Here is a 20903-nt window from a genome sequence, read left to right as displayed (position 1 = left end):
AGTTCTTGCAACTTCCGCGGACACCGCCAACCAGTCTTCGGGTTCGACTATTGAACGCCGTTTGCCAGGGCTGCGGCAATTCGACTTATGGTCAAGGTGTCGTGCGTGCGTTATGGAACGACCTCAAACACTCATACGCGATGAGCGCTTTTGTCGTCTGTTCAGGGCTGTTAGGGACACATCTGCCGCTTTTGCACATGCCAGACTGTTCATTTGCTCGCCACACTCTCGTGAAGTTGTGAAAACCGTTTTTTCACGCTCTTTTGAAGACGTGAACCTCAAAAAGGGACTGCGCGTTGGCAACCCACAGGTTCATGCAGTGCTTAGGGCCACGAATGCTGGCACCACAGCCGATGCAAGACCTGAGTGGAAGGCTCTCTGTGGGCGAAGCGGGTTTCGGTGCCGGGGTCAGACGGCGGATGCGGGGCCCGATCAGGAGACGTCCTTATAATCGGGGGGAGATTATAACGATGTCGCGGGCAGAAAGGTCGTTAATCGTGGTTTTTATTGCAGCGTTTGTCAGGCTGCGAGGATGCGCTGATGCCAGCGATGGCTTGCAGGCATGCAAACGCGGGCTTCGGCGGGCAGTTCGCGGCCTAGCCAGGCCAGCCGGATTTCAGTGATCTGCACCCAGCCGTAGCCGCCGGGTACCTGGCTGGATTGCTTCAAAGCCAGGCATATGCCGTCGGTGTCCAGGCGCGCATAGCAGTTGAGCTGTGGGCGTTGCAAGAGCAGGGTCCAGAGCGAAGTCATGGCGGTATGTCCTGTGCGTTAGGCGTTGGCGCAAGGATAAAGGCGCAGCCATGAAACGATTGTGACAAGCCTGCCCGACCGATGACTGGCCTGTGTCAGGCTGGGTATACTGTGGGCCTTTGCCGTATTTTCTGGAGAAACGCGCATGTTGCAACGTCTGTTGTTCGGTTTGATTGCCGTGGCCAGCCTCAGCCTGGTCGGTTGTGCCCACAGCCCGCAACAACTCAGCCCGCAACCCACGCTCAAGGCTCAGCTTGCACCGGTCGGCCACGGCCAGCCAGTGGTGGTCAAGGTGGTCGATGGCCGGGCTTCGCAGTCGCTGGGCACCCGTGGTGGCATGTACCCTGAAACCAGCACGATCAGCGTCAGTGGCAACGATGTCGTACCCAAACTGCAGGCCCAGGCCGAAGCGGCCGTGCGCCTGTTAGGGTTCACCCCAACTGCGAGCGCCTATAACGCACCGCAACTGACCGTGACGTTGGCAGAGCTGAAATACCAATCGCCCAAGGACAACCTGTACGTGACCGAGGCCACCATCGGTGCAACCTTCCGTGCCGATGTCCAGAATGCCAACCGCCGCTACAGTGGCCGCTACGGTGCCTCTCTGGACCAGCGCTTCGGTATGGCGCCGAATCAGGACACCAACACCCAGTTGGTGGGTGATGTGTTGAGCGATGCGCTGACGCGTCTGTTCAAGGACCCGACCATCGGGCAGGTACTGGGCGAATAAGTCAGCTTTTGCGTTACAAAACCCGCCGCCCGGCTTAGTGCTGTTTACTTGAACCTAGAGGCTCGGCGTGAGCTCTTCGTTGGAGCGCAGACCGAGCGCCGCCCGCGCGGCGCATCGCGAGCTGCGCTCGCTCCTACGTTTGTTTCGGGCCAATTATGCCTGTGGGATTTGTGCGCGGACTCGCGTCGTACCAACAAGGCGGTCGCGCGCGTCTGCCACAGGCGTTACTGGCCCGAAACAAGCGTAGGAGCGAGCAAAGCTCGCGATGCGCCGCGCGGGCGGCGCTCGATCTCACAGGCGCTAAAAGACTCAGATTGAACTACCTGGCCTGACCGTTGACTTGCCTGCCCTTCACAGAGCGAACATGCACAGATGAAACCTGGTGACACTTTGTCGCCAAGGCGCGGCGCGTAGCGTCGACTTCGGTAGAATGGCGGGCTTCGCCGTTGCTATGACCGAGGTTGTGTGATGTCTTTGCAAGTGCTTTGGGGGGTCATGACCGCCCATCCGACCAAGCTGATCAATTTGCTGGCGTTGCTGCTGACCTGCCCTGGCGGGTTGCTGCTGCAAAGCGCGCGGCGCCATGCGGTGATCACCCGCCAGCGCCTGGCGGTAGATGAGGGGGTGGTGGACAGCCTTGGCCAACGCATACCGCGCTATTACTACATCCTCGGCTTTTCCTGCCTGGCCATGGCCTTGCTGTTGTCCTGGTTAAGCACCTGGATCTGAACCCGTCGAGGGCCGCCCCGCGGCCCTGACCGTTCAGGCAACCGGCGTTTGTTGCTTGACCTGATACTGGTTACGTACTGGCGTAGCGTATTGCAATATCAGGAAGGGCCTTTGCTCTTCAGGGCAGGCATCCAGGCGGCGTTGCCATTCTTCCTTGGCCTTGGCCAGCTCTTGGTCCGGGAACATGTTCTCGGCGCTTGGCACATCAAGCGCCTCGTCCTTCTCGCTCCACATCGCATAAGCCAGGTAATGCACCGGGAACAGGCGGTAGCCGCCCAATATCTGCCGGTCGGTTTCCTGGGCCAGTTGCTTGGTGTCCTCGTAGTAGTCGGTCACTGGCGAGGCGAAGTGGATGTGGACCCGGCCCTTGTAGCCGGTGATGCCCTTGGCGATGCTGTTGTCGTCCTCACCGGGCGCTTTCTGATAAGTGCCGGTAGTTGCGCGGATGTACAGCTCGCGCGCCTTGGCCTGATCACAAGGGTCGTACTCGTAACTGATCGACACCGGCGTCAGGTTCAGGCTTTGGATCACCGCGCCGAACGGCTCATCCTTGCGGCTCATGTGGAACATCTTAAGGATCGCCGAATCGGTGCGGTCGTCACCGTCCTTGGCGCGGCCTTCGGCCTGGGCGATCCAGATGGACGTGCGATCCTTGCAGATCGAGTGGTTGATATAGGCCGAAAGCAGCTGGTACGCCGCGAGTTTCTCGCGCCGCCCGCTGATCGAGCGATGGACGATGAAGCTCTTGTTCAACCGCATCATGTCGCTGACGAACGGCTTTTGCAGCAGGTTGTCACCAATGGCGATGCGCGGCGTCGGCAGGCCTGCGTGGTACACGGCGTAGTTGACGAAGGCCGGGTCCATGACGATGTCGCGGTGGTTTGCCAGAAACAGATAGGCCGTACCTGCCTTGAGCTGTTCGACGCCGGAGTAGGTCACACCGTCGGTGGCACGTTCGATGGTGTGGTCGACGTAGTACTCGACCTTGTCCTGCAGTGTCGACACGCAGGTAACGCCTGCGAATTCCTTGCGCAGGCGCCGCGCGATCAGCGGCTTGAGCAGCCAGCCGAAGGCGCCGGCTGCGCGCGGGAAGCGGAAGTGGGTGAGGATATCGAGGAATGCCGGGTCGCTGAGCAGGCGCGCCAGAACGGCAGGGACCTCAGCATCGTCGTATGGTCGGATGGCATCGAATTCGCCCATCATGCTCTCTTGTTGGAAACGGCTAGGGTAATAAGGTAAGGGGTGGGGCCCGAAAAACGGCTCGGGCACACGCAAGCCCTGTAAATAGACCGGCAATTATACGCACAAGTCACCCCGGAGGCCTCGATGCTCGAACAAGCATTCTACGATTGCCCATACTGTGGCGAAGAAGTCGAAACGACCGTTGACCTGTCAGGCGGGGACCAGGAATACATCGAAGACTGCCAGGTCTGCTGCAAGCCTATTCGCTTTGTGCTGCAGGTTCACGGCGACGAGTGGATGCTGGATGTTTACGGCGAGAACGACTGATGCGACGGATCTATGAACCGGAAAACCTGCTGGAAGCCGAAATGCTGCTAGGCATGCTGGCCAGCGAAGGCATCGATGTGCACCTGGCCGGTCGTCACCTGTTGGGGGGCGCCGGTGAGTTGCCGCTGCAAGGGTTGCTCGGCCTTGCCGTGCCCGATGAACAAGCCGAATACGCACGGCAACTGATCGATGCGTACAATGGTGCCGAGCCGCTTGCCGGTGACGAGCCGGAGACTGTTCCCGGTACCTTGATCTGCTAGGTTCTGAAATCGCCCATGTGTGGACGTTACGCCCTGTTTCGCTGGCCCCAGGCGCTGGCCAGCCTGCCGGGTTTCCCTGCTGGCCAGCCAGCCCAATGGAATATTTCGCCAGGTGCCACGGTGCTCATCCAGCGCCAGCTCGACGGCCAGCAGCAGTTGGCCCCGGCACGCTGGGGGCTGACCCCAGCCTGGCTCACCGACCTGTCCCGTACCCCCGCCCATGCTCGTGCCGAAACCCTGGTTGAGCAACCGATGTTCCGCGAAGCGTTTCGCCAGCGCCGCTGCCTGATGCCTGCCAATGGTTTTTACGAATGGCGCGGCACGGTGCGCAAGCGTCCTTATTGGTTGACGCCAGGGGAGGGGGCATCGCTGTATTTTGCCGCTGTTTGGGAGGCCTATCCGGTGCAGGACCAGGTCTGGTTGAGTTGTGCAGTGGTGACCCAGGCCGCAATGAATCAGCGTCGGCCATTGATCCTCGACGAGGCTGGGCGCGCTGCCTGGCTGGATCCGGATACCCCGTTGCCGCGCCTGCAGGAGTTGCTCGCCAGCCCGCCGGCAACCCTGCGCGAACGGGCGCTGGCGAACTTCGTCAACGACCCGAAACTGGACGCGCCGGAGTGTTTGACGCCCGCTTAGCTAAAAACTTCCATGCGGCTATGGCAGGGTGCTGGCGACTCAGCCTAGGATACGGCGCATGCAAAAAAGGGAGTGTCTCGATGCGTAAGTCTTTTATCGTCAGCCTGCTCAGTGCTGGCATCCTCATCGGCGGCTGCCAGGCGGTTAACACCACCAGCGGCGGGGCTGTTGGTGTCCAGCGTCAGCAGTACATGTTCAGCATGCTGTCGACCGATGAGGTCAACCAGATGTACGCGCAGTCTTACCAGCAAACGCTCGGCGAGGCTTCGAGCAAAGGCGTGCTGGACAAGACCAGTAGTGACGCCAAACGCGTGCAGGCCATCGCCAGCCGGCTGATCGCCCAGGCGCCGCAGTTCCGCCCCGATTCCGCCCAGTGGAACTGGGAAGTCAACGTCATCAAGAGCGATGAGCTCAACGCCAACTGCGGGCCCGGTGGCAAGATCATCGTGTACACCGGGCTGATCGACCAGCTCAAGCTGACTGACGCCGAAATTGCCGCGGTGGTCGGCCACGAAATCGCCCACGCCCTGCGTGAGCATAGCCGCGAGGCGATGTCCAAGGCGTACGGGGTGCAGATGGCGCGCCAAGGCGCAGGTGCCTTGCTTGGCCTTGGCCAGGACAGCATGGCACTGGCCGACGCCGTGGTGAATTATTCCATGACCCTGCCCAACAGCCGCGCCAACGAAAACGAAGCCGACCTGATTGGCTTGGAGCTGTCGGCGCGTGCCGGTTATGACCCCAATGCCGCGATCACTTTGTGGAACAAGATGAGCAAGGCATCGGAAGGCGCGCCGCCGGAGTTCATGAGTACTCACCCATCATCCAATAGTCGGATTGCCTCGTTGCAGGCGGCGATCCCGAAGGTGATGCCGCTGTACGAAGCTGCGAAAAAGTAAGCCATCGGCGGCTGTTAAGCAGTCGTTCGCGAACCGGGGCGCATAGCGCCCCACTTTGGTTTTATCCCACCCAACCACTGGTCTTCATGGCCGAATAAACCGCCACGATCGCCAGTACGAAGAATGCAGCAGCAGCCAGGCGACGGATCAGGGTCAGTGGCAGCTTCTCGGCGGCAAAGTTACCTGCCAGCACAACTGGCACGTTGGCAATCAGCATGCCCAGGGTAGTGCCGATGATCACCATGATCAGGTGCGGATACTGGGCCGCCAGCATCACTGTGGCGACCTGGGTCTTGTCGCCGATTTCCGCCAGGAAGAAGGCGATCAGGGTGGTCAGGAAGGGGCCGAAGCGGCGTGCCGGGTTCTCGTCGTCATCCATCTTGTCTGGCACCAGGGTCCACAGCGCGGTTGCGGTGAAACTCGCGGCAAGCACCCAGTGCAACACCGACTCGCTGAAGAAGCTGCCTACCCAGGCCCCTACTGCACCGGCGGCAGCATGGTTGGCCAGCGTAGCGGCAATGATACCGGCAATGATTGGCCAGGGTTTGCGAAAGCGCGCGGCAAGAATGAGCGCGAGCAATTGCGTTTTGTCGCCGATTTCGGCCAAGGCAACGATAGCGGTGGGGACCAACAGAGATTCCAGCATCAGGCTTCCTACGGGGGCGGGTCGACACGGCTATGACACGTACAGCCTCCCCGCCCCGGGTAAGGTGTGCGTGTCATAGGTCTTGTCAAACCCCTGGCCTGTCTGTGCAGGCCGCTGGGTCGCACGCGCCATGGCCTGTGGGCCAAGTATGTTGACGCGTACCGGGCGAGCAGGGCGCTCGCGGGAGACTACTCCCCTAGGACGGTGCGGATTCTGCCTAGCCCAAACGCTTTCGGCAAGCCCTGTTTTTTAACCGCGTGTGGCGCGATAGATTCGAAAGCCGTCGGCCTCGGCGCAGGTCTGGCAGTTGCCGAGCGCGCCTTCGATCAGTGGCTGGTAGCGCAGGAAACTATTGGCAACCAGGCGCATTTCGCCGCCTTTTCGCAGATGTTGGCCGGACTTTTTCAGCAAGTTCTCCGAGGCCTGATAGTTTGTGTGGACCCCGGTATGAAAGGGCGGGTTGCTCAAGATCAGGCATAGGTCGGCGGGCGCTGCGTCGATGCCATCGCCGCTGATGACTTCACCGTCAAGGCCGTTGGCTGCCAGCGTCAGGCGGCTGGCAGCCACCGCGAAAGCATCGACGTCCAACAGGGTGACGCGGCTTTGTGGATAGCGACGTTTGACGGTGGCGCCCAGCACCCCCGCGCCACAGCCGAAGTCGAGCACATGGCCGACCGGCAGGCCATCGAGGTGCTTGAGCAGTAGGGCAGTGCCGCGGTCCAGGCGGCCATGGCTGAACACGCCTGGCAGGCTCACTACCTGCAGTGGGCCGTCCTCGAGATCCAGCGAAAAATGTTCGGCCAGGCTTTGCAGCGGTGTGGCCTCAGGGGCGTTATCCACGGTCACCTGCCAGAGTTGGCAATGCCGAGCGCTGTCGAGCTTGCGCGGTTTGCCGAACGCCTGCAGCTGCTTGGCTGCGCCCTCGATGCCGCCACGTTTTTCCCCCACCAGGTACAGTTCACGGCCTGCCAGGCGCGAGGCCAGTGCGTTGAGCAGGTAGGCGGCCAGTTCGCGGGACTTTGGCAGGAACAGCACCGCCGCCTCGAAGGCCACCGCAGGTACCTCGACGCCGTAGTGGCTGCGCTCGCTGAAGCGGCTGTCAAGCATGGCCTGATCGCCAGCGTGCCAGGTCCAGGCCTGTGCGTTTGGCAGTTGCCCGAGCAAACCATCGGCGGGGGCGCCAGCGAGCAACAACGGGCCCTGGAACAGCTCTGCCTGGCGGAGCAACACTTCACTGCGCGGGTCCATGGACGACGCCTCCTGAAAAAGTGGCGCAGTGTAGCAGAGCCTGGCGCTGGCCTCAGCTCACCACGCGGCGTGGCTGGCCTTCGAAGAACGCTTTGGCGTTTTCACCGAGCTGGCCGACGATGCGCTGACGTGACTCCACCGCGCCCCAGGCGCTGTGCGGGGTGATCAGCAGGCGCGGGATACCCTTCTCCAACAGTGGGTTGCCGTTGACGGGCGGCTCGACGCTCAGCACATCGGTGGCGGCGCCGCCCAGGTGGCCGCTGCGCAAGGCGTCCGCCAGGGCGTGTTCGTCGATCAGGCCGCCACGGGCAGTGTTGACCACCAACGCGCCTTTTTTCAGCAACCCCAGTTCCCGAGCGCCGATCATGTGGCGGGTGTGTTCGTTGAGTGGGCAGTGCAGGGTCAGCGCATCGACCTGTGGCAGTAATTCATCCAGTGCCAGGCGGTCTTCGCGGGCTGGGCGGCCAGGGATCTGGCCACTCAGTACGCGCATGCCGAAGGCTTCGGCCAAGCGTGCCACCGCGCCACCGAGTTCACCGTGGCCGAGCACGCCGAGGGTCTTGCCGTGCAGTTCGACGATGGGGTAGTCCAGCAGGCAGAACTGGCTGGCCTTTGCCCACTGACCATCGGCAACGGCCTGGTTGTAGTCGCAAAGGCGTGTGGCCAGGGCCAGTAGCAAAGCCAGGGTGTGCTGGGCCACCGAAGGTGTGCCATACCCTTGGCAGTTGCACACTGTAACGCCGTGGCTGCGGGCTGCTGCCAGGTCAACATTGTTGGTGCCGGTGGCTGCCACCAGAATCAGCTTGAGCTGGGGGTTGGCGGCCAGCGTGGCAGCATCGAGCATCACCTTGTTACTGACCACGGCAACCGCGCCCTGCAAGCGTTCGGCGACCTGCTCCGGTGCAGTGGTGGCATGCAGCTGGAATTCGTCGAACTGATCACGCAGGGGCGACAAATCAAGGTCGCCAAGGTCCAGGGATTGGTGGTCGAGAAACACGGCGCGGCGCAAGCTTGACATCAATGAGGGCTCCGGTGACAGGGCGAGTTTATCCATCAATCCGCACAATGCCACTCATACCCGGCGCAGCCAAATCATTCCTTCGGCTGATTTGACCGTCACACTCAGCCACTACAGTAACGCCAGAGTTGTTCGGCCTGCTTTCCAGAAAAGGGATTACCATGTTGCAGACCCGCATCATCAAGCCCGCCGAGGGCGCCTATGACTACCCGCTGTTGATCAAGCGCCTGCTCATGTCCGGCAGCCGTTATGAAAAGACTCGCGAAATCGTCTACCGCGACCAACTGCGCCTGACATACCTGCAGCTCAATGAGCGTATCGCCCGCCTTGCCAACGTACTGACCGAGGCAGGGGTAAAGGCGGGTGACACCGTGGCAGTAATGGATTGGGACAGCCACCGATACCTGGAGTGCATGTTCGCCATCCCCATGATCGGCGCGGTGGTGCACACCATCAACGTGCGCCTGTCGCCCGAGCAGATCCTCTACACCATGAACCACGCCGAAGACCGCTTCGTGCTGGTCAACAGTGACTTCGTGGGCCTTTATCAGGCTATCGCCGGGCAACTGACGACGGTCGACAAGACCGTGCTGCTCACCGATGCCCCAGGCACCACCGCCGACTTGCCGAATATGGTCGGTGAATACGAGCAACTGCTCGCCGCCGCCAGCGCGCACTACGACTTCCCTGATTTCGACGAAAACTCGGTCGCGACCACCTTCTACACCACCGGTACCACCGGCAACCCCAAAGGTGTGTACTTCACCCACCGTCAGCTGGTGCTGCATACCCTGGCCGAAGCAGCAGTGACCGGCAGCATCGACAGTGTGCGCCTGCTTGGCAGTGACGACGTGTACATGCCCATTACACCGATGTTCCACGTGCACGCATGGGGCATCCCCTATGCCGCCACCATGCTGGGCATGAAGCAGGTCTACCCCGGCCGTTACGAGCCGCAAATGCTGGTCAAGCTATGGCGCGAAGAGAAGGTCACCTTCTCGCACTGTGTGCCGACCATTTTGCAGATGCTGCTCAACTGCCCGTCCGCTCAGGGCGAGCATTTTGGTGGCTGGAAGATCATCATCGGCGGCAGCGCACTCAACCGGGCACTTTACGAGGCAGCGCTGGCCCGGGGTATTCAACTGACGGCGGCTTATGGCATGTCGGAAACCTGCCCGCTGATTTCAGCCGCGCACCTGAACGACGAGCTGCAGGCCGGCAGCGATGATGAGCGGGTGACCTACCGCATCAAGGCGGGTGTCCCGGTGCCCTTGGTGGAGGCGGCGATAGTCGATTGCGAAGGCAACTTCCTCCCAGCCGATGGCGAAACGCAAGGCGAGCTGGTGCTGCGTGCACCTTGGTTGACCTTGGGTTATTTCAAAGAGCCGGAAAAGAGCGAGGAACTGTGGCAGGGCGGCTGGCTGCACACCGGCGACGTCGCCACCCTCGACAGCATGGGCTATATCGACATCCGCGACCGTATCAAGGACGTGATCAAGACGGGTGGCGAGTGGATCTCCTCGCTCGATCTGGAAGACCTGATCAGCCGTCACCCGGCGGTGCAGGAAGTGGCGGTGGTCGGGGTGGCCGACCCGCAGTGGGGGGAGCGTCCGTTCGCCCTCTTGGTGGTGCGCGAGGGCCAGGCCATCGATGCCAAGGCGCTCAAGGAGCATCTCAAACCTTTTGTCGAGCAAGGGCATATCAACAAGTGGGCGATTCCAAGCCAGATCGCCGTTGTTACTGAAATTCCCAAGACCAGTGTCGGTAAGCTGGACAAAAAGCGTATCCGCCAAGACATCGTCCAGTGGCAGGCCAGTAACAGCGCCTTTCTGTCTACGGTGTGAGCAACAGGCGGGTCGTGCGCGCCATAACGCGACCCGCATGCTAGACGGGCTGTAGCCTTGCCAAACGGGAAAAATCGGCCATGCTTGAGCGTGGCCAATGGGCAACCTGCGCAAATCACACTTTAGAGGGATCAAGCACGGGTGCCTGCTGGCTATAGTCGGGGCCAGGGAATTTTCAGAAATGGGGGGCGGCGTGCGCAAGGCACCTCGTCACGGGGGCAAGCCCGCACACCGGTCGCACGGGCCGTTTCTGAAGGGACTCACTGCCATAACAATAAAGTACATGGAGTAGCGTCGATGAAATCTGCATATCCGTTCTGGCGCCGGGCCAAGCTGCCTTTGGCCGTCAGCCTTGCTTCAACGCTCGCAAGTCCTGCTTTCGCTGTCAGTTTCAACATCGGTGAAATCGAAGGTCAGTTCGACTCGTCGCTCTCCGTTGGCGCCAGCTGGTCCACCGCCAACCCCAACAAGAACCTGATCGGGGTCAACAACGGCGGCAAGGGCCTGTCGCAGACCTCCGACGATGGCCACCTGAACTTCAAGAAAGGCGAGACCTTCTCGAAGATCTTCAAAGGCATCCACGACCTTGAGCTCAAATACGGCGATACTGGCGTGTTCGTGCGCGGCAAGTACTGGTACGACTTCGAACTCAAGGACGAAGGCCGCGAGTTCAAGGACATCAGTGATGCGGGCCGTAAGGAAGGCGCCAAGTCCTCCGGTGCCCAGTTGCTCGATGCCTTCGTTTACCACAACTACTCGATCGCTGATCAGCCGGGTTCGGTACGCTTCGGCAAGCAGGTAGTGAGTTGGGGTGAAAGCACCTTCATCGGCGGTGGCATCAACTCGATCAACCCCATCGACGTGGCTGCATTCCGTCGCCCTGGCGCCGAGATCAAGGAAGGCCTGATCCCGGTCAACATGTTCTACATCTCACAGAGCCTGACCGACAACCTGTCGGCCGAGGCCTTCTATCAATTGGAGTGGGACCAGACCGTCGTCGACAACTGCGGCACCTTCTTCTCCCAGCCGGACATCATCGCCGACGGTTGCACCGATAACCTGCGTGTGCTCAACAGCAGCCGCACGGTACCGGCTGCGGCGCAGCAGTTTCTGGCAACCCGCGGCGTCAACATCAATCAGGAAGGTGTGATGGTGGCCCGTGGCGCCGACCGCGATGCGCGCGACAGCGGCCAATTCGGCGTGGCCATGCGTTACATGTTCGAGCCGCTCGATACCGAGTTCGGCGCCTACTTCATGAACTATCACAGTCGCGCACCGATTTTCAGCGCAACGGGCGCTTCGCCGTCGGTCTTTGCTGGCTTGAGTCAGTTGCCGGCGCAACTGCGTGCGTTGGCACCACTGATCGTTGCAGGCAATTCCAAATACTTCGTCGAGTACCCCGAAGATATACGCCTGTACGGTTTGAGCTTCTCCACCACGCTGCCCACGGGTACTGCCTGGAGTGGCGAAATCAGTTACAGGCCGAACGCACCGGTACAGCTGAACACCACCGACATTCTGTTTGCAGGGGTACGCCCCATCGGTGGCGCACTGAGCAACGCTTCGTTGCTCACCGGCACTCCAGGGCAAGACCTGCACGGCTATCGTCGCAAGGAAATCACGCAGTTCCAGACTACCCTGACGCACTTCTTCGACCAGGTGATGGGCGCAAGCCGTATGACCGTGGTGGGTGAAGTGGGTGTGACCCACGTAGGGGGCCTGGAAAACGCCCACGACACACGCTACGGCCGCGACCCGGTCTTCGGCCCTGGTCCATTGCCGGCTACCGGTGGCGCTAATACATGCCAGGCACTCAATACCAGCACCATCGCTGGCGCCGGCGCCGGCGCCTCGACCACCAACCTCAACCGCAAGTGCGAGAACGACGGCTATACCACCAGCACCTCCTGGGGTTATCGCGCCCGCGTAATCTGGGACTACAACGACGTGTTTGCAGGGGTCAACCTGAAACCGAACGTAGCGTGGTCCCACGACGTGTCCGGGTATTCCCCGGGCCCTGGCGGCAACTTCGAGGAAGGGCGCAAGGCCATCAGCCTTGGCCTGGACGCCGAATACCAGAACACGTACACCGCCAGCCTGTCGTACACCAATTTCTTCGACGGCAAGTACAGCACTGTGGATGACCGCGACTTCGTCGCGCTCAGCTTCGGCGTGAACTTCTAAGCATACTGATCCAGGACGACACGAGATGAACAAGACCAGAAGTCTGTTGCAAGCCGGTGTGCTGGGCCTGTCCCTGCTGGCGACCAGCGTCATGGCTGCGGTATCGGCCGACGAAGCAGCAAAGCTGGGCAGTACCCTTACCCCAATGGGCGCCGAAAAAGCCGGCAACGCCAACGGCTCGATCGGGCCATGGGAGCCCCTGTCCAAGAGCGCAGGCACTGTGGACAGCAAAGGTTTCCTGTCTGACCCCTATGGCACTGAAAAACCGCTGTTCACCATCACCGCGCAAAACGCTGAGCAGTACAAGGATCAGCTCTCGCCGGGCCAGTTGGCGATGCTCAAGCGTTATCCGGACACCTACAAGATCCCGGTGTTCAAGACCCATCGCGGTTCCACGGTGCCTGACGATGTGTTCGCCGCCATCAAGAAGAACGCCACCACCACCACGCTGGTCGAAGGCGGTAACGGTCTGAACAACTTCCAGACTGCCGTACCCTTCCCGATCCCGAAAAGCGGCCTGGAAGTTATCTGGAACCATATCACCCGCTACCGTGGCGGTAGCGTCAGCCGCCTGGTGACCCAGGCCACCCCGCAGCAGAATGGCTCGTACAGCCTGGTGTACTTCGCCGACCAGTTCGTCTTCCGCGACAAGATGAAGGACTACGACCCCAACAACCCAGGCAACATTCTGTTCTACTTCAAGCAGGAAGTGACTGCCCCGGCACGCCTGGCCGGTACTGTGCTGCTGGTGCACGAGACCCTCGACCAGGTCAAGGAGCCCCGCAAGGCCTGGATCTACAACGCCGGCCAGCGCCGCGTACGTCAGGCCCCGCAGGTCTCCTACGACGGCCCGGGCACCGCGGCCGATGGCCTGCGCACCTCCGACAACCTGGACATGTACAACGGCGCACCTGACCGCTACGACTGGAAGCTGGAGGGCAAGAAGGAGATGTACATCGCCTCCAACGCCTTCAAGCTGGATGACCCCAAGCTCAAGTACGCCGACATCCTCAAGCCCGGGCACATCAACCAGGATCTGGCCCGTTACGAACTACGCCGTGTATGGCACGTGGTCGCGACCCTCAAGCCTGGCCAGCGGCACATTTATGCCAAGCGTGACTTCTACATCGACGAGGATACCTGGCAAGCAGCGGTTATCGACCAGTACGACGGCCGCGGTCAGTTGTGGCGGGTGTCGGAGGCCCATGCCCAGCCGTACTACAACGTGCAGGTACCGTGGTACACCCTCGAAGCCATCTACGATCTGCAATCGGGCCGTTACCTGGCTCTGGGCATGAAGAACGAAGAAAAGCGTGCCTATGACTTCGGCTTCAGTGCCAGCAAGGCCGATTTCCAGCCCGCAGCCCTGCGTCAGTCGGGTATCCGTTGAGCTGACGATCCGAAACACTGTGACCTCCCAGAACGCCCCGGCTTGCCGGGGCGTTTCTGTTGTGCTGCCATAAAGCCGATGAATACCCCGCCAAAGCCCCGCCGCTAGGCCCTGAGCAGCGCCCATGTTGCGTTTTGTCGCAGTCTTTACCTGGCCAATGGTGCCCATCATCTTCAAACGCGTTGCATTACCAGCTAGTCTCGCAAGCACACGTACCGCCGAAGTCTTTCCAATAGAACGAGCCGGCCATGACCGATCTGTCCCGTACGCATGGATTCGCCAGCCAGGCTCTGGGCCTGCTGGACGGGCGCTTCTTCCGGCCACCGCAGCCGGACGGCCATGTGCCGCGTGCGCGCCTGTGCCAGCGCCTGCAGGGCGGCCTAAGCGGTCGGCTACTGCTGGTCAATGCTCCCGCTGGTTTTGGCAAAAGCTCTCTGGCCATCGAATTCTGCGAGTCACTGCCCAGCCACTGGCGCAGTCTCTGGCTCGGCCTGAGCCAACGGGATGCTGACCCTGGCCGCTTCCTCGAACGCCTGCTCGAAGGCCTGCAGCAGTATTGTCCGGCACTGGGCGGGCAAGCCATGGGGTTGCTGAAGATGCGTCAGCGTCACCAGCCCTTTGCCTTCGAAGAGTGGCTGGACAGCCTGCTGGATGAACTGGCGCTGTACCTACAGGCCGATACACCGTTGCTTCTGGTACTGGACGACTATCACCTGGCCCAAGGGCCGGTACTGGACCGCTGCCTGCAATTTTTCCTCAATCATTTGCCGGCAGGCCTCGTACTGCTGGTGACCAGCCGTCAGCGCCCGGACTGGCACTTGGCGCGGCTACGCTTGTCTCGGCAATTGACCGAACTCGGCGAGCAGGACCTACGCCTGACCGCAGAGGAAGCGCTGGCGGTGATTGGTCACCATCCCATGGGCCTGGGTGGCCAGGCGGTCGATAACCTGATTCAGCGCAGCGATGGCTGGGTTGCGGGGCTGCGCTTCTGGCAATTGGCAGCCAGCGAGGCCGGTGACGAACAGCTCATGCCCCAGGCCTTGCACGGTGGTGAGGGTTTGATCCGCGACTACCTGCTCGAAGAAGTCATCGAAATGCTGCCTGGGGATGTACAGGCTTTTCTGTTTGACACCGCCTGCCAGGAACGCTTCTGTGCAGCGCTGTGCGACGCGCTGCGCGAGCGCGCAGACAGCGCGGCGATCCTGGGGTATCTGCAGGCACATCAAGTGTTTCTGGTGCCACTGGACGAGCATGGCCTCTGGTACCGCTATCATCATCTGTTCTCCGACCTGCTGCGCAGCCGCCAGGCAAATGAGCCACAGGCACGCCTGCACCTGCGTGCCTGCCGCTGGTTCCAGGGCCAAGGCTTGCTCGACGAGGCCGTGGAGCAAGCCTTGCGCGCCGGCCACCTCGATGTTGCCGCCAATCTGGTGCAGAACCTCTCCGAGGAGCAACTGCTGGCTGAGCAGAACGTGGGCATGCTGCTGCGCTGGAAGATGGACCTGCCCGACAGCCTTCTGATCAGTACGCCGCGCTTGATCGTGCTGTACAGCTGGGCGCTCGGCCTGGCGTGCCAGCTGGATGCGGCCGAGGAGTTGGCCAGTTACCTCAGCCGCTTCCTGCCGGCGCCGTCGGCTACCGCGCAAAAGTCGATGCTGGCGCAGTGGCTGGCCTTGAGCGGAGTCATCGCGCGGGGCCGGGGTGACCGTGAGCGTACCTTGGCGTATTGCGGCGAGGCGTTGCAGAGCCTGCCGAGTAAGCGCTATGGGCAACGCCTGGTGTGCCTCTCGACATTGTCCAACCTAGCCATTGCCGATGGCGACTTCTGGCGTGCGCGTGGCTGGAACCGCGAAGCGCTTGAACTGGCACAGCGGGTCGGTAACCCATTGTTCGAGGCACTGGCGCATTACGACCGTGCCCGCGTGCTGCATGCCCGCGGTGAAGTGCTGCGGGCGCTTGATGAAGTGCGCCAGGGGCTGCAACGTCTGCAAGGGCTGCCTGCACAGCGGCTTTACGCCGTGCGGGCGCGCTTGACCCTTTACGAGGGTTACCTGCTGGTGGCGCGGCTGCAGCCCACCCAAGGTCGCGCGCGCTTGCGCGCAGGGCTTGGCGAGGCGCGTGCCTGCCGCGATATCAGCGTGCTTATCGGCCATTGCGTGATCGCCTCGCTCGAGGGGCGTGAGGGGCAGTATGCCGAGGCGTTCGCCGAATTGGCCGAGGCGGAGCGGCTGATGCACATCTGGGATGTGCCGGCGATCTTCTACCTGGCGATGATTACCCTGGTGAAGTGCGAGCTATGGCTCGCTCAGGGTCGCATCGACCTGGCCGAGTCCTGGTTGCTGCGTCTGGGCCAGACCTATGGTGGCGAACACCCTGCGGCGGCGCCGGAGTTTCACCCCTTGCTGCCTTTGCACATCCAGTTGCAGCAGGCACTGCTTGAGCGTGTTCAGCAGCGCCGGGAAGACGCAGTGGCGCGCCTGCGTAGCCTGGCCGAGCGCGGGCAGGCCAGCGGCAGCATGATGCTCAGCTTGCACGCGCTGTCACAGTGGGTCGACCTGCTGTTGAGCCAGGGGGCTGAAGCACAGGCGGCGCAATTGCTTCCCATGGCGTTGAGCGCAGCCCGAGGGGGCGTGATGCAACCGTTCCAGCGCCTGATCGAGCAGCACCCGGTGTGGCTGCGTGAACAACTGCTGGCGCAGCCGGCTTGCCAGGCTCAGGCTGAGCTGCTGAATCGTCTGCCGGAGCCTACACCCGCCGCAAGTGTTGCTGCCCAAGCCTTGAGTGGCCGTGAACTGGCGGTGCTCGAACTGATTGCGCAAGGTTGTTCGAACCAGCAGATCAGCGAACGGCTGTTCATCTCACTGCACACGGTCAAGACCCATGCCAGTCATATCAATAGCAAGCTTGGAGTGGAACGTCGCACCCAGGCAGTGGCAAGGGCTAAGGCATTGGGTTTGCTGGCCTGAAGTAGCCTGAAGCGATGCGGCTCTATAAAATAGTGGCGTAAAGCCATTATTTGTTGGTGCGCGATATTTCTCGCCCTCATCTTTCCGGCCCGCTTGCCGATACAGGTTTCGGCGGTATGCATCGCCCCGCGCCATTCACCCATCCACTCAATACAGGTCGTGTTGATGCTGCAGTACGGGCAAAAAAGCTTTCTGATCGTCGACGACTACACCGACTTCCGCACGTCGACCCGTTCCATGTTGCGTGAACTGGGCGTTCGCGATGTGGATACCGCAGACAGTGGTGAGCAGGCCCTGCGCATGTGCGGGCAGAAGCGCTACGACTACGTTCTTCAAGACTTCCACCTTGGCGACGGCAAGAAAAATGGTCAGCAGGTTCTGGAAGACTTGATCCTGGACAAATTGATCAGCCATGAATGCGTTTTCATCATGGTCACCGCAGAGAGCAGCCAGGCCATCGTGCTCAGCGCCCTGGAGCATGAGCCCGATGCCTACCTGACCAAACCGTTCAACCGCGTAGGCCTGGCCCAGCGCCTGGAAAAGCTGACCCAGCGCAAGACCCTGCTCAAGCCCATCCTGCAGGCCCTGGACCGTGGTCGCCCGGCCGAAGTGCTGGCCGCTTGTGCCGAGCTGTGCAAGAAAGACCCGCGTTTTGCGCCATTGTGCTTGCGCTACCGCGCCGATGCGCTGCGCGACCTCAACCGCTTCGATGAGTTGGAGAAGTTTCTCAAGACCATCCTTGGCAGCCGCCCTCAGCCTTGGGTGTATTCGGCACTGGGCAGCCTGATGCAAAAGCGCGGGCAGCATGCCCAGGCCCAAGGGGTTTACGAACAGGCGCTCAAAGCCTTCCCAATCATGCCTGGGTTGTACGATGGCATGGCAGAGGCGCTGGTCGCTCAAGGTGATACCAAGCGTGCCCAGACCATGCTCGAAGAAGCAGTGCGCTTGTCACCCCTGGCAGTGCGGCGGCAGGCTGCGCTTGGCAAGTTGGCGTTGGACAACGAAGATTTCGAAAGCGCCTCCAAGGCCTTCCGGCACGCCGTCAATCAGGGGCAGAGCTCACGCTACAAGGATGCAGAGAGCAATCTTGGGCTCGTTCAGGCGCTGATGAGCAAAAACGCAGGCTTCGGGCTGGATGCCCGGGCTCGGGTGGAGATCAACACCGTGCTCAGCGAAGTGGCCAAGGACAATGTCGAAGACCAGGGCCTGCAGGTGCGTGCCCGCTTGATGAAAGCGGCCAGCCTGCAGCAGGCAGGCGACCCTGAGACGGCCGCCAAACTCACCGAGCAAGCCATGCAGCGGCTGGATAAGATGGACCAGTTCTTCTCCGTCGAGGCCGCCCTGACGGTGGCCAAACAACTTAAAGCGCTTGGCCAGGAGGCCGCTGGGGGCAGCATCCTCAAAGGCTGCGTGGAAACCTACGGTGATGACCCGAAGGTCATGCAGAACGTCGCCAAGCTGACGGATGACCCGACCGTGCTGGGCGCCGTCACCGAAGCGGTCGACCTCAATCGCCAAGGGGTGCGCAGTTACCAGGCGGGGCAGCTCAACGAAGCCTTGCAGATGTTCCGCAAGGCCCTGTCGCTGCAACCGAAGAACATCAGCATCGCGCTCAATACGGCCCAGGCTCTGCTGCGCATCGGGGGCGAGGTGACACCGCCGGCGATCATGCAGGAATGCCGCGACTGCCTGACCCGGGTGGCCGGCATCCCGAGCACCGACAGCCGCTATGACCGCTACCGCAAACTGCACATCAAGGTCTTCGGCGCATGAGCCAGGATAACCAGGGGCTGGATTTTTCCACGGTGATCGCCTCCACCGTACACGACCTGAAAAACTCGCTATCAGCGCTGATTCAGTCCCATGACCAATGGCTGGCGCGGCTGCCTGAAGCGTGGCGCAGCGGCACCGAGCAGGGGGTGATCGAGCATGAATTCCGCCACCTCAACGGCATGCTGGTGCAGTTACTGGGGTTGTACAAGCTAGGGGTCAATCAGCTGCCGGTGTGCCCTGACTACCACGAACTAGAAGACTTCATCGAAGCGCAACTGGCGGCCCATCAGCAAGTGCTGCAGCACAACGATATCCTCGCGACCTGGCGGGTCGAAACCGATAACCCACTGGGCTTCTTCGACCGCGAACTGGTCGCTTCGGTGATTGCCAACGTCATCACCAATGCCACCCGCTATGCAGGGCATGCGCTGTTGATCAGCATCGGCGAGCAGGACGATCACCTGGTCATCAGCGTCAACGACGACGGCCCAGGCTACCCGGCCAAGATGATCGAGCGCCAGCAGGATTACGTGCAAGGCATCGACTCGCAAAGCGGCAGTACGGGGCTGGGGCTGTATTTTGCGGCGCGCATTGCCGCATTGCATGAGCGTAGCGGTGTGCGCGGGCGGATCGAGATTGCCAACGGAGGGACGCTTGGGGGCGGGTTGTTCAGGTTGTATCTGCCTTGACGCCAGGCGCTGTCAGGCGCCGCATACCAAGACAGCCTGCCCTGCCCGCGCTAACATTCCGGCAGCCGTCAGGAGCCCCTATGAACACAGCCCCCACTACACTTGTTCGCGAAACCTTCCCCGTAGGCCCTTTGCAGTGCAATTGCACATTGATCGGTGATCCGCTTACCAAGAAGGCCATCGTGGTCGACCCGGGCGGTGATCCGGACAAGATTCTCGCACGCTTGCAAGCCCATGGCCTGACGCTGGTCAGCATCATCCATACCCATGCGCATTTCGACCATTTCCTGGCTTCGGGCAAGCTCAAGGAACTGACCGGCGCCACCTTGCACCTGCACAAGCAGGACCAGCCGCTGTGGGACAACCTTCAGATGCAATGCCAGATGTTCGGTGTGCCCTACACCCCGGTGCCATCGCCAGACCGCTGGATCGAGGACGGCGAAGAGCTTGCCTGTGGTTGTGGCGTGGCCTTGCATACCCCGGGGCACACCCCGGGTTCGATGAGTTTCTGGTTCGCCGATGCCCAGTTGCTGATCGCCGGCGATACCTTGTTCCGCCGGGGTATCGGCCGTACCGATTTGTGGGGTGGTGACCAGCGAGCGATTGTGCGGTCGATCAAGGAGCGACTCTACCGTCTGGATGAAGAGGCCACTGTGGTGACTGGCCACGGCCCGGATACCCGCCTTGGCGACGAGATGCGCGAGAACCCGTTCGTTCGCGCCTGAGCATGAAAAGCCTTTCATGGAATTTTTGCTTGTTCCGGCAATCCAAGGCTGGCATAGATCCAACTCTGATCTGCCGCACATACGAATTTTTTGTAGGAGCTTGCCCATGTTCACCATGCGTCGCCTGATTATCGTCGCAACCGCTGCAGCCTTGATGACCGGCTGCGCCGGGCAGAACCCTTATGACAATCAAGGCCAGGCTCAAGGCGGGTCGGCGGGAATGAGCAAGACTGCCAAATATGGCGGCCTTGGTGCGCTGGCTGGGGCCGTTGCCGGTGCCGCCATCGACCACAACCACCGTGGCAAAGGCGCCCTGATCGGCGCTGCAGCAGTCGGTGCCGCCGCCGCCGGTTACGGCTACTACGCCGACAAGCAGGAGGCCGAGCTGCGCGCGAAAATGGCCAATACGGGCGTCGAAGTGCAGCGCCAGGGCGATCAGATCAAGCTGATCATGCCGGGCAACATCACCTTCGCCACTGATTCGGCGAACATTTCCCCAAGCTTCTACAGCCCACTGAACAACTTGGCGAATTCGTTCAAGTCGTTCAACCAGAACACCATCGAAGTGGTCGGCTTTACTGACAGCACCGGCAGCCGCCAGCACAACATGGATCTGTCCCAGCGTCGTGCGCAGGCCGTCAGTACCTACCTGACTTCTCAGGGCGTTGATGCTTCGCGCGTGACCGTACGCGGCATGGGCCCCGACCAGCCGATCGCCAGCAATGCCGACGCCAATGGCCGCGCCCAGAACCGCCGTGTCGAGGTCAACCTGAAGCCGATCCCAGGTCAGCAATACGACCAGCAGCAGGGCCAGGTTCAGCAGTACCCTTGAAACGCCTCATGGGGGCGCAGTAGTCAAGTTCTCAAGCGCGCCTATTGGGCTGCAACGCAGCCCGATAGGCTTCAC

General features: G+C 61.4%; 19 protein-coding genes and 1 riboswitch. Of the genes, 14 read left to right on the top strand and 5 right to left on the bottom strand.

Going from position 1 to position 20903, the window contains the following annotated elements:
- Positions 1-519: 519 nt before the first annotated feature.
- Positions 520-753, bottom strand: coding sequence for a hypothetical protein (locus ACK59H_RS08070; RefSeq protein ID WP_060477557.1), 234 nt, complete (start codon positions 751-753; stop codon positions 520-522).
- 145 nt (positions 754-898) lie between these two features.
- Here ACK59H_RS08070 and ACK59H_RS08065 point away from each other — a divergent pair, with 145 nt between their 5' ends.
- Complete coding sequence (locus tag ACK59H_RS08065; RefSeq protein ID WP_060477558.1) at positions 899-1483, top strand: YajG family lipoprotein; 585 nt, start codon at positions 899-901, stop codon at positions 1481-1483.
- A 468-nt stretch (positions 1484-1951) separates the two neighbouring features.
- Positions 1952-2212, top strand: coding sequence for a hypothetical protein (locus ACK59H_RS08060; RefSeq protein ID WP_060477559.1), 261 nt, complete (start codon positions 1952-1954; stop codon positions 2210-2212).
- Between the two features lie 33 nt (positions 2213-2245).
- On the opposite strand, the gene ACK59H_RS08055 is transcribed toward ACK59H_RS08060, so the two are convergent.
- A complete protein-coding gene (locus ACK59H_RS08055) occupies positions 2246-3412 on the bottom strand; it encodes a 1-acyl-sn-glycerol-3-phosphate acyltransferase (protein ID WP_196375124.1) in 1167 nt (388 codons plus the stop codon).
- Between the two features lie 126 nt (positions 3413-3538).
- Between ACK59H_RS08055 and ACK59H_RS08050 the strand changes: the two genes are divergently transcribed.
- The 4 genes from ACK59H_RS08050 (at position 3539) to ACK59H_RS08035 (ending at position 5513) form a co-directional block, all read left to right on the top strand.
- On the top strand, positions 3539-3721 hold the full coding sequence (locus tag ACK59H_RS08050) for a CPXCG motif-containing cysteine-rich protein (RefSeq protein ID WP_027918329.1): 183 nt from the start codon (positions 3539-3541) through the stop codon (positions 3719-3721).
- A complete protein-coding gene (locus ACK59H_RS08045; RefSeq protein ID WP_060477561.1) occupies positions 3721-3981 on the top strand; it encodes a DUF2007 domain-containing protein in 261 nt (86 codons plus the stop codon). The genes ACK59H_RS08050 and ACK59H_RS08045 overlap by 1 nt, the downstream gene beginning before the upstream one ends.
- A gap of 15 nt (positions 3982-3996) precedes the next feature.
- Positions 3997-4617 (top strand): SOS response-associated peptidase, encoded by a 621-nt coding sequence (locus tag ACK59H_RS08040; protein WP_060477562.1) that lies wholly within the window; start codon positions 3997-3999, stop codon positions 4615-4617.
- An 80-nt stretch (positions 4618-4697) separates the two neighbouring features.
- Positions 4698-5513 carry a M48 family metallopeptidase gene (locus tag ACK59H_RS08035; RefSeq protein ID WP_060477563.1) on the top strand — a complete coding sequence of 272 codons (816 nt, stop codon included), beginning with the start codon at positions 4698-4700 and terminating at the stop codon, positions 5511-5513.
- Between the two features lie 61 nt (positions 5514-5574).
- Here the strand turns inward: ACK59H_RS08035 and ACK59H_RS08030 are convergent, their stop codons facing one another.
- The 3 genes from ACK59H_RS08030 to ACK59H_RS08020 form a co-directional block, all read right to left on the bottom strand.
- On the bottom strand, positions 5575-6156 hold the full coding sequence (locus ACK59H_RS08030; protein ID WP_186478318.1) for a TMEM165/GDT1 family protein: 582 nt from the start codon (positions 6154-6156) through the stop codon (positions 5575-5577).
- A 91-nt stretch (positions 6157-6247) separates the two neighbouring features.
- Positions 6248-6368: riboswitch (yybP-ykoY riboswitch) on the bottom strand.
- Positions 6369-6408: 40 nt separating this feature from the next.
- On the bottom strand, positions 6409-7407 hold the full coding sequence (locus tag ACK59H_RS08025; protein WP_060477565.1) for a class I SAM-dependent methyltransferase: 999 nt from the start codon (positions 7405-7407) through the stop codon (positions 6409-6411).
- A 52-nt stretch (positions 7408-7459) separates the two neighbouring features.
- Positions 7460-8425, bottom strand: coding sequence for a 2-hydroxyacid dehydrogenase (locus tag ACK59H_RS08020; RefSeq protein ID WP_060477566.1), 966 nt, complete (start codon positions 8423-8425; stop codon positions 7460-7462).
- Between the two features lie 161 nt (positions 8426-8586).
- Between ACK59H_RS08020 and ACK59H_RS08015 the strand changes: the two genes are divergently transcribed.
- The 8 genes from ACK59H_RS08015 to ACK59H_RS07980 all read left to right on the top strand — a co-directional run bounded on the left by ACK59H_RS08015 (position 8587) and on the right by ACK59H_RS07980 (position 20828).
- Positions 8587-10269 (top strand): fatty acid--CoA ligase, encoded by a 1683-nt coding sequence (locus tag ACK59H_RS08015; protein ID WP_409264391.1) that lies wholly within the window; start codon positions 8587-8589, stop codon positions 10267-10269.
- A gap of 297 nt (positions 10270-10566) precedes the next feature.
- Positions 10567-12453 (top strand): DUF1302 domain-containing protein, encoded by a 1887-nt coding sequence (locus ACK59H_RS08010; RefSeq protein WP_060477569.1) that lies wholly within the window; start codon positions 10567-10569, stop codon positions 12451-12453.
- A gap of 25 nt (positions 12454-12478) precedes the next feature.
- A complete protein-coding gene (locus ACK59H_RS08005) occupies positions 12479-13843 on the top strand; it encodes a DUF1329 domain-containing protein (RefSeq protein ID WP_409264390.1) in 1365 nt (454 codons plus the stop codon).
- A gap of 248 nt (positions 13844-14091) precedes the next feature.
- Positions 14092-16809 carry a LuxR C-terminal-related transcriptional regulator gene (locus tag ACK59H_RS08000; protein ID WP_409264389.1) on the top strand — a complete coding sequence of 906 codons (2718 nt, stop codon included), beginning with the start codon at positions 14092-14094 and terminating at the stop codon, positions 16807-16809.
- A 165-nt stretch (positions 16810-16974) separates the two neighbouring features.
- Positions 16975-18582 (top strand): tetratricopeptide repeat-containing response regulator, encoded by a 1608-nt coding sequence (locus ACK59H_RS07995; RefSeq protein WP_261744120.1) that lies wholly within the window; start codon positions 16975-16977, stop codon positions 18580-18582.
- Entirely contained in the window at positions 18579-19271 is a 693-nt protein-coding gene (locus ACK59H_RS07990; protein WP_060477573.1) for a sensor histidine kinase KdpD, read from the top strand. Before ACK59H_RS07995 ends, ACK59H_RS07990 begins: the two co-directional genes overlap by 4 nt.
- Before the next feature lie 80 nt (positions 19272-19351).
- Positions 19352-19996, top strand: a complete 645-nt coding sequence (locus ACK59H_RS07985) for an MBL fold metallo-hydrolase (RefSeq protein WP_409264388.1) — start codon at positions 19352-19354, stop codon at positions 19994-19996.
- Between the two features lie 106 nt (positions 19997-20102).
- Complete coding sequence (locus tag ACK59H_RS07980) at positions 20103-20828, top strand: OmpA family protein (protein ID WP_060477575.1); 726 nt, start codon at positions 20103-20105, stop codon at positions 20826-20828.
- The last annotated feature ends 75 nt before the right edge of the window (positions 20829-20903 follow it).

Origin of the sequence: Pseudomonas sp. KCJK9000, assembly GCF_046230725.1 — a bacterium.
GTDB lineage: Bacteria > Pseudomonadota > Gammaproteobacteria > Pseudomonadales > Pseudomonadaceae > Aquipseudomonas > Aquipseudomonas promysalinigenes.
The sequence above is the reverse complement of the archived record's forward strand: the minus strand, read 5'-3'. Positions and strand labels throughout refer to the sequence as shown.

Excerpts from the sequence above, each read along its gene's own strand:
- ACK59H_RS08055 (WP_196375124.1), bottom strand. The coding sequence starts at position 3,412 with ATGGGCGAATTCGATGCCATCCGACCATACGACGATGCTGAGGTCCCT.
- ACK59H_RS08050 (WP_027918329.1), top strand. The coding sequence starts at position 3,539 with ATGCTCGAACAAGCATTCTACGATTGCCCATACTGTGGCGAAGAAGTC.
- ACK59H_RS08010 (WP_060477569.1), top strand. The coding sequence starts at position 10,567 with ATGAAATCTGCATATCCGTTCTGGCGCCGGGCCAAGCTGCCTTTGGCC.
- ACK59H_RS08065 (WP_060477558.1), top strand. The coding sequence starts at position 899 with ATGTTGCAACGTCTGTTGTTCGGTTTGATTGCCGTGGCCAGCCTCAGC.
- ACK59H_RS08040 (WP_060477562.1), top strand. The coding sequence starts at position 3,997 with ATGTGTGGACGTTACGCCCTGTTTCGCTGGCCCCAGGCGCTGGCCAGC.
- ACK59H_RS08020 (WP_060477566.1), bottom strand. The coding sequence starts at position 8,425 with ATGTCAAGCTTGCGCCGCGCCGTGTTTCTCGACCACCAATCCCTGGAC.
- ACK59H_RS08005 (WP_409264390.1), top strand. The coding sequence starts at position 12,479 with ATGAACAAGACCAGAAGTCTGTTGCAAGCCGGTGTGCTGGGCCTGTCC.
- ACK59H_RS07990 (WP_060477573.1), top strand. The coding sequence starts at position 18,579 with ATGAGCCAGGATAACCAGGGGCTGGATTTTTCCACGGTGATCGCCTCC.
- ACK59H_RS08045 (WP_060477561.1), top strand. The coding sequence starts at position 3,721 with ATGCGACGGATCTATGAACCGGAAAACCTGCTGGAAGCCGAAATGCTG.
- ACK59H_RS07995 (WP_261744120.1), top strand. The coding sequence starts at position 16,975 with ATGCTGCAGTACGGGCAAAAAAGCTTTCTGATCGTCGACGACTACACC.
- ACK59H_RS08070 (WP_060477557.1), bottom strand. The coding sequence starts at position 753 with ATGACTTCGCTCTGGACCCTGCTCTTGCAACGCCCACAGCTCAACTGC.
- ACK59H_RS08035 (WP_060477563.1), top strand. The coding sequence starts at position 4,698 with ATGCGTAAGTCTTTTATCGTCAGCCTGCTCAGTGCTGGCATCCTCATC.
- ACK59H_RS08015 (WP_409264391.1), top strand. The coding sequence starts at position 8,587 with ATGTTGCAGACCCGCATCATCAAGCCCGCCGAGGGCGCCTATGACTAC.
- ACK59H_RS07980 (WP_060477575.1), top strand. The coding sequence starts at position 20,103 with ATGTTCACCATGCGTCGCCTGATTATCGTCGCAACCGCTGCAGCCTTG.
- ACK59H_RS08060 (WP_060477559.1), top strand. The coding sequence starts at position 1,952 with ATGTCTTTGCAAGTGCTTTGGGGGGTCATGACCGCCCATCCGACCAAG.
- ACK59H_RS08000 (WP_409264389.1), top strand. The coding sequence starts at position 14,092 with ATGACCGATCTGTCCCGTACGCATGGATTCGCCAGCCAGGCTCTGGGC.
- ACK59H_RS07985 (WP_409264388.1), top strand. The coding sequence starts at position 19,352 with ATGAACACAGCCCCCACTACACTTGTTCGCGAAACCTTCCCCGTAGGC.
- ACK59H_RS08025 (WP_060477565.1), bottom strand. The coding sequence starts at position 7,407 with ATGGACCCGCGCAGTGAAGTGTTGCTCCGCCAGGCAGAGCTGTTCCAG.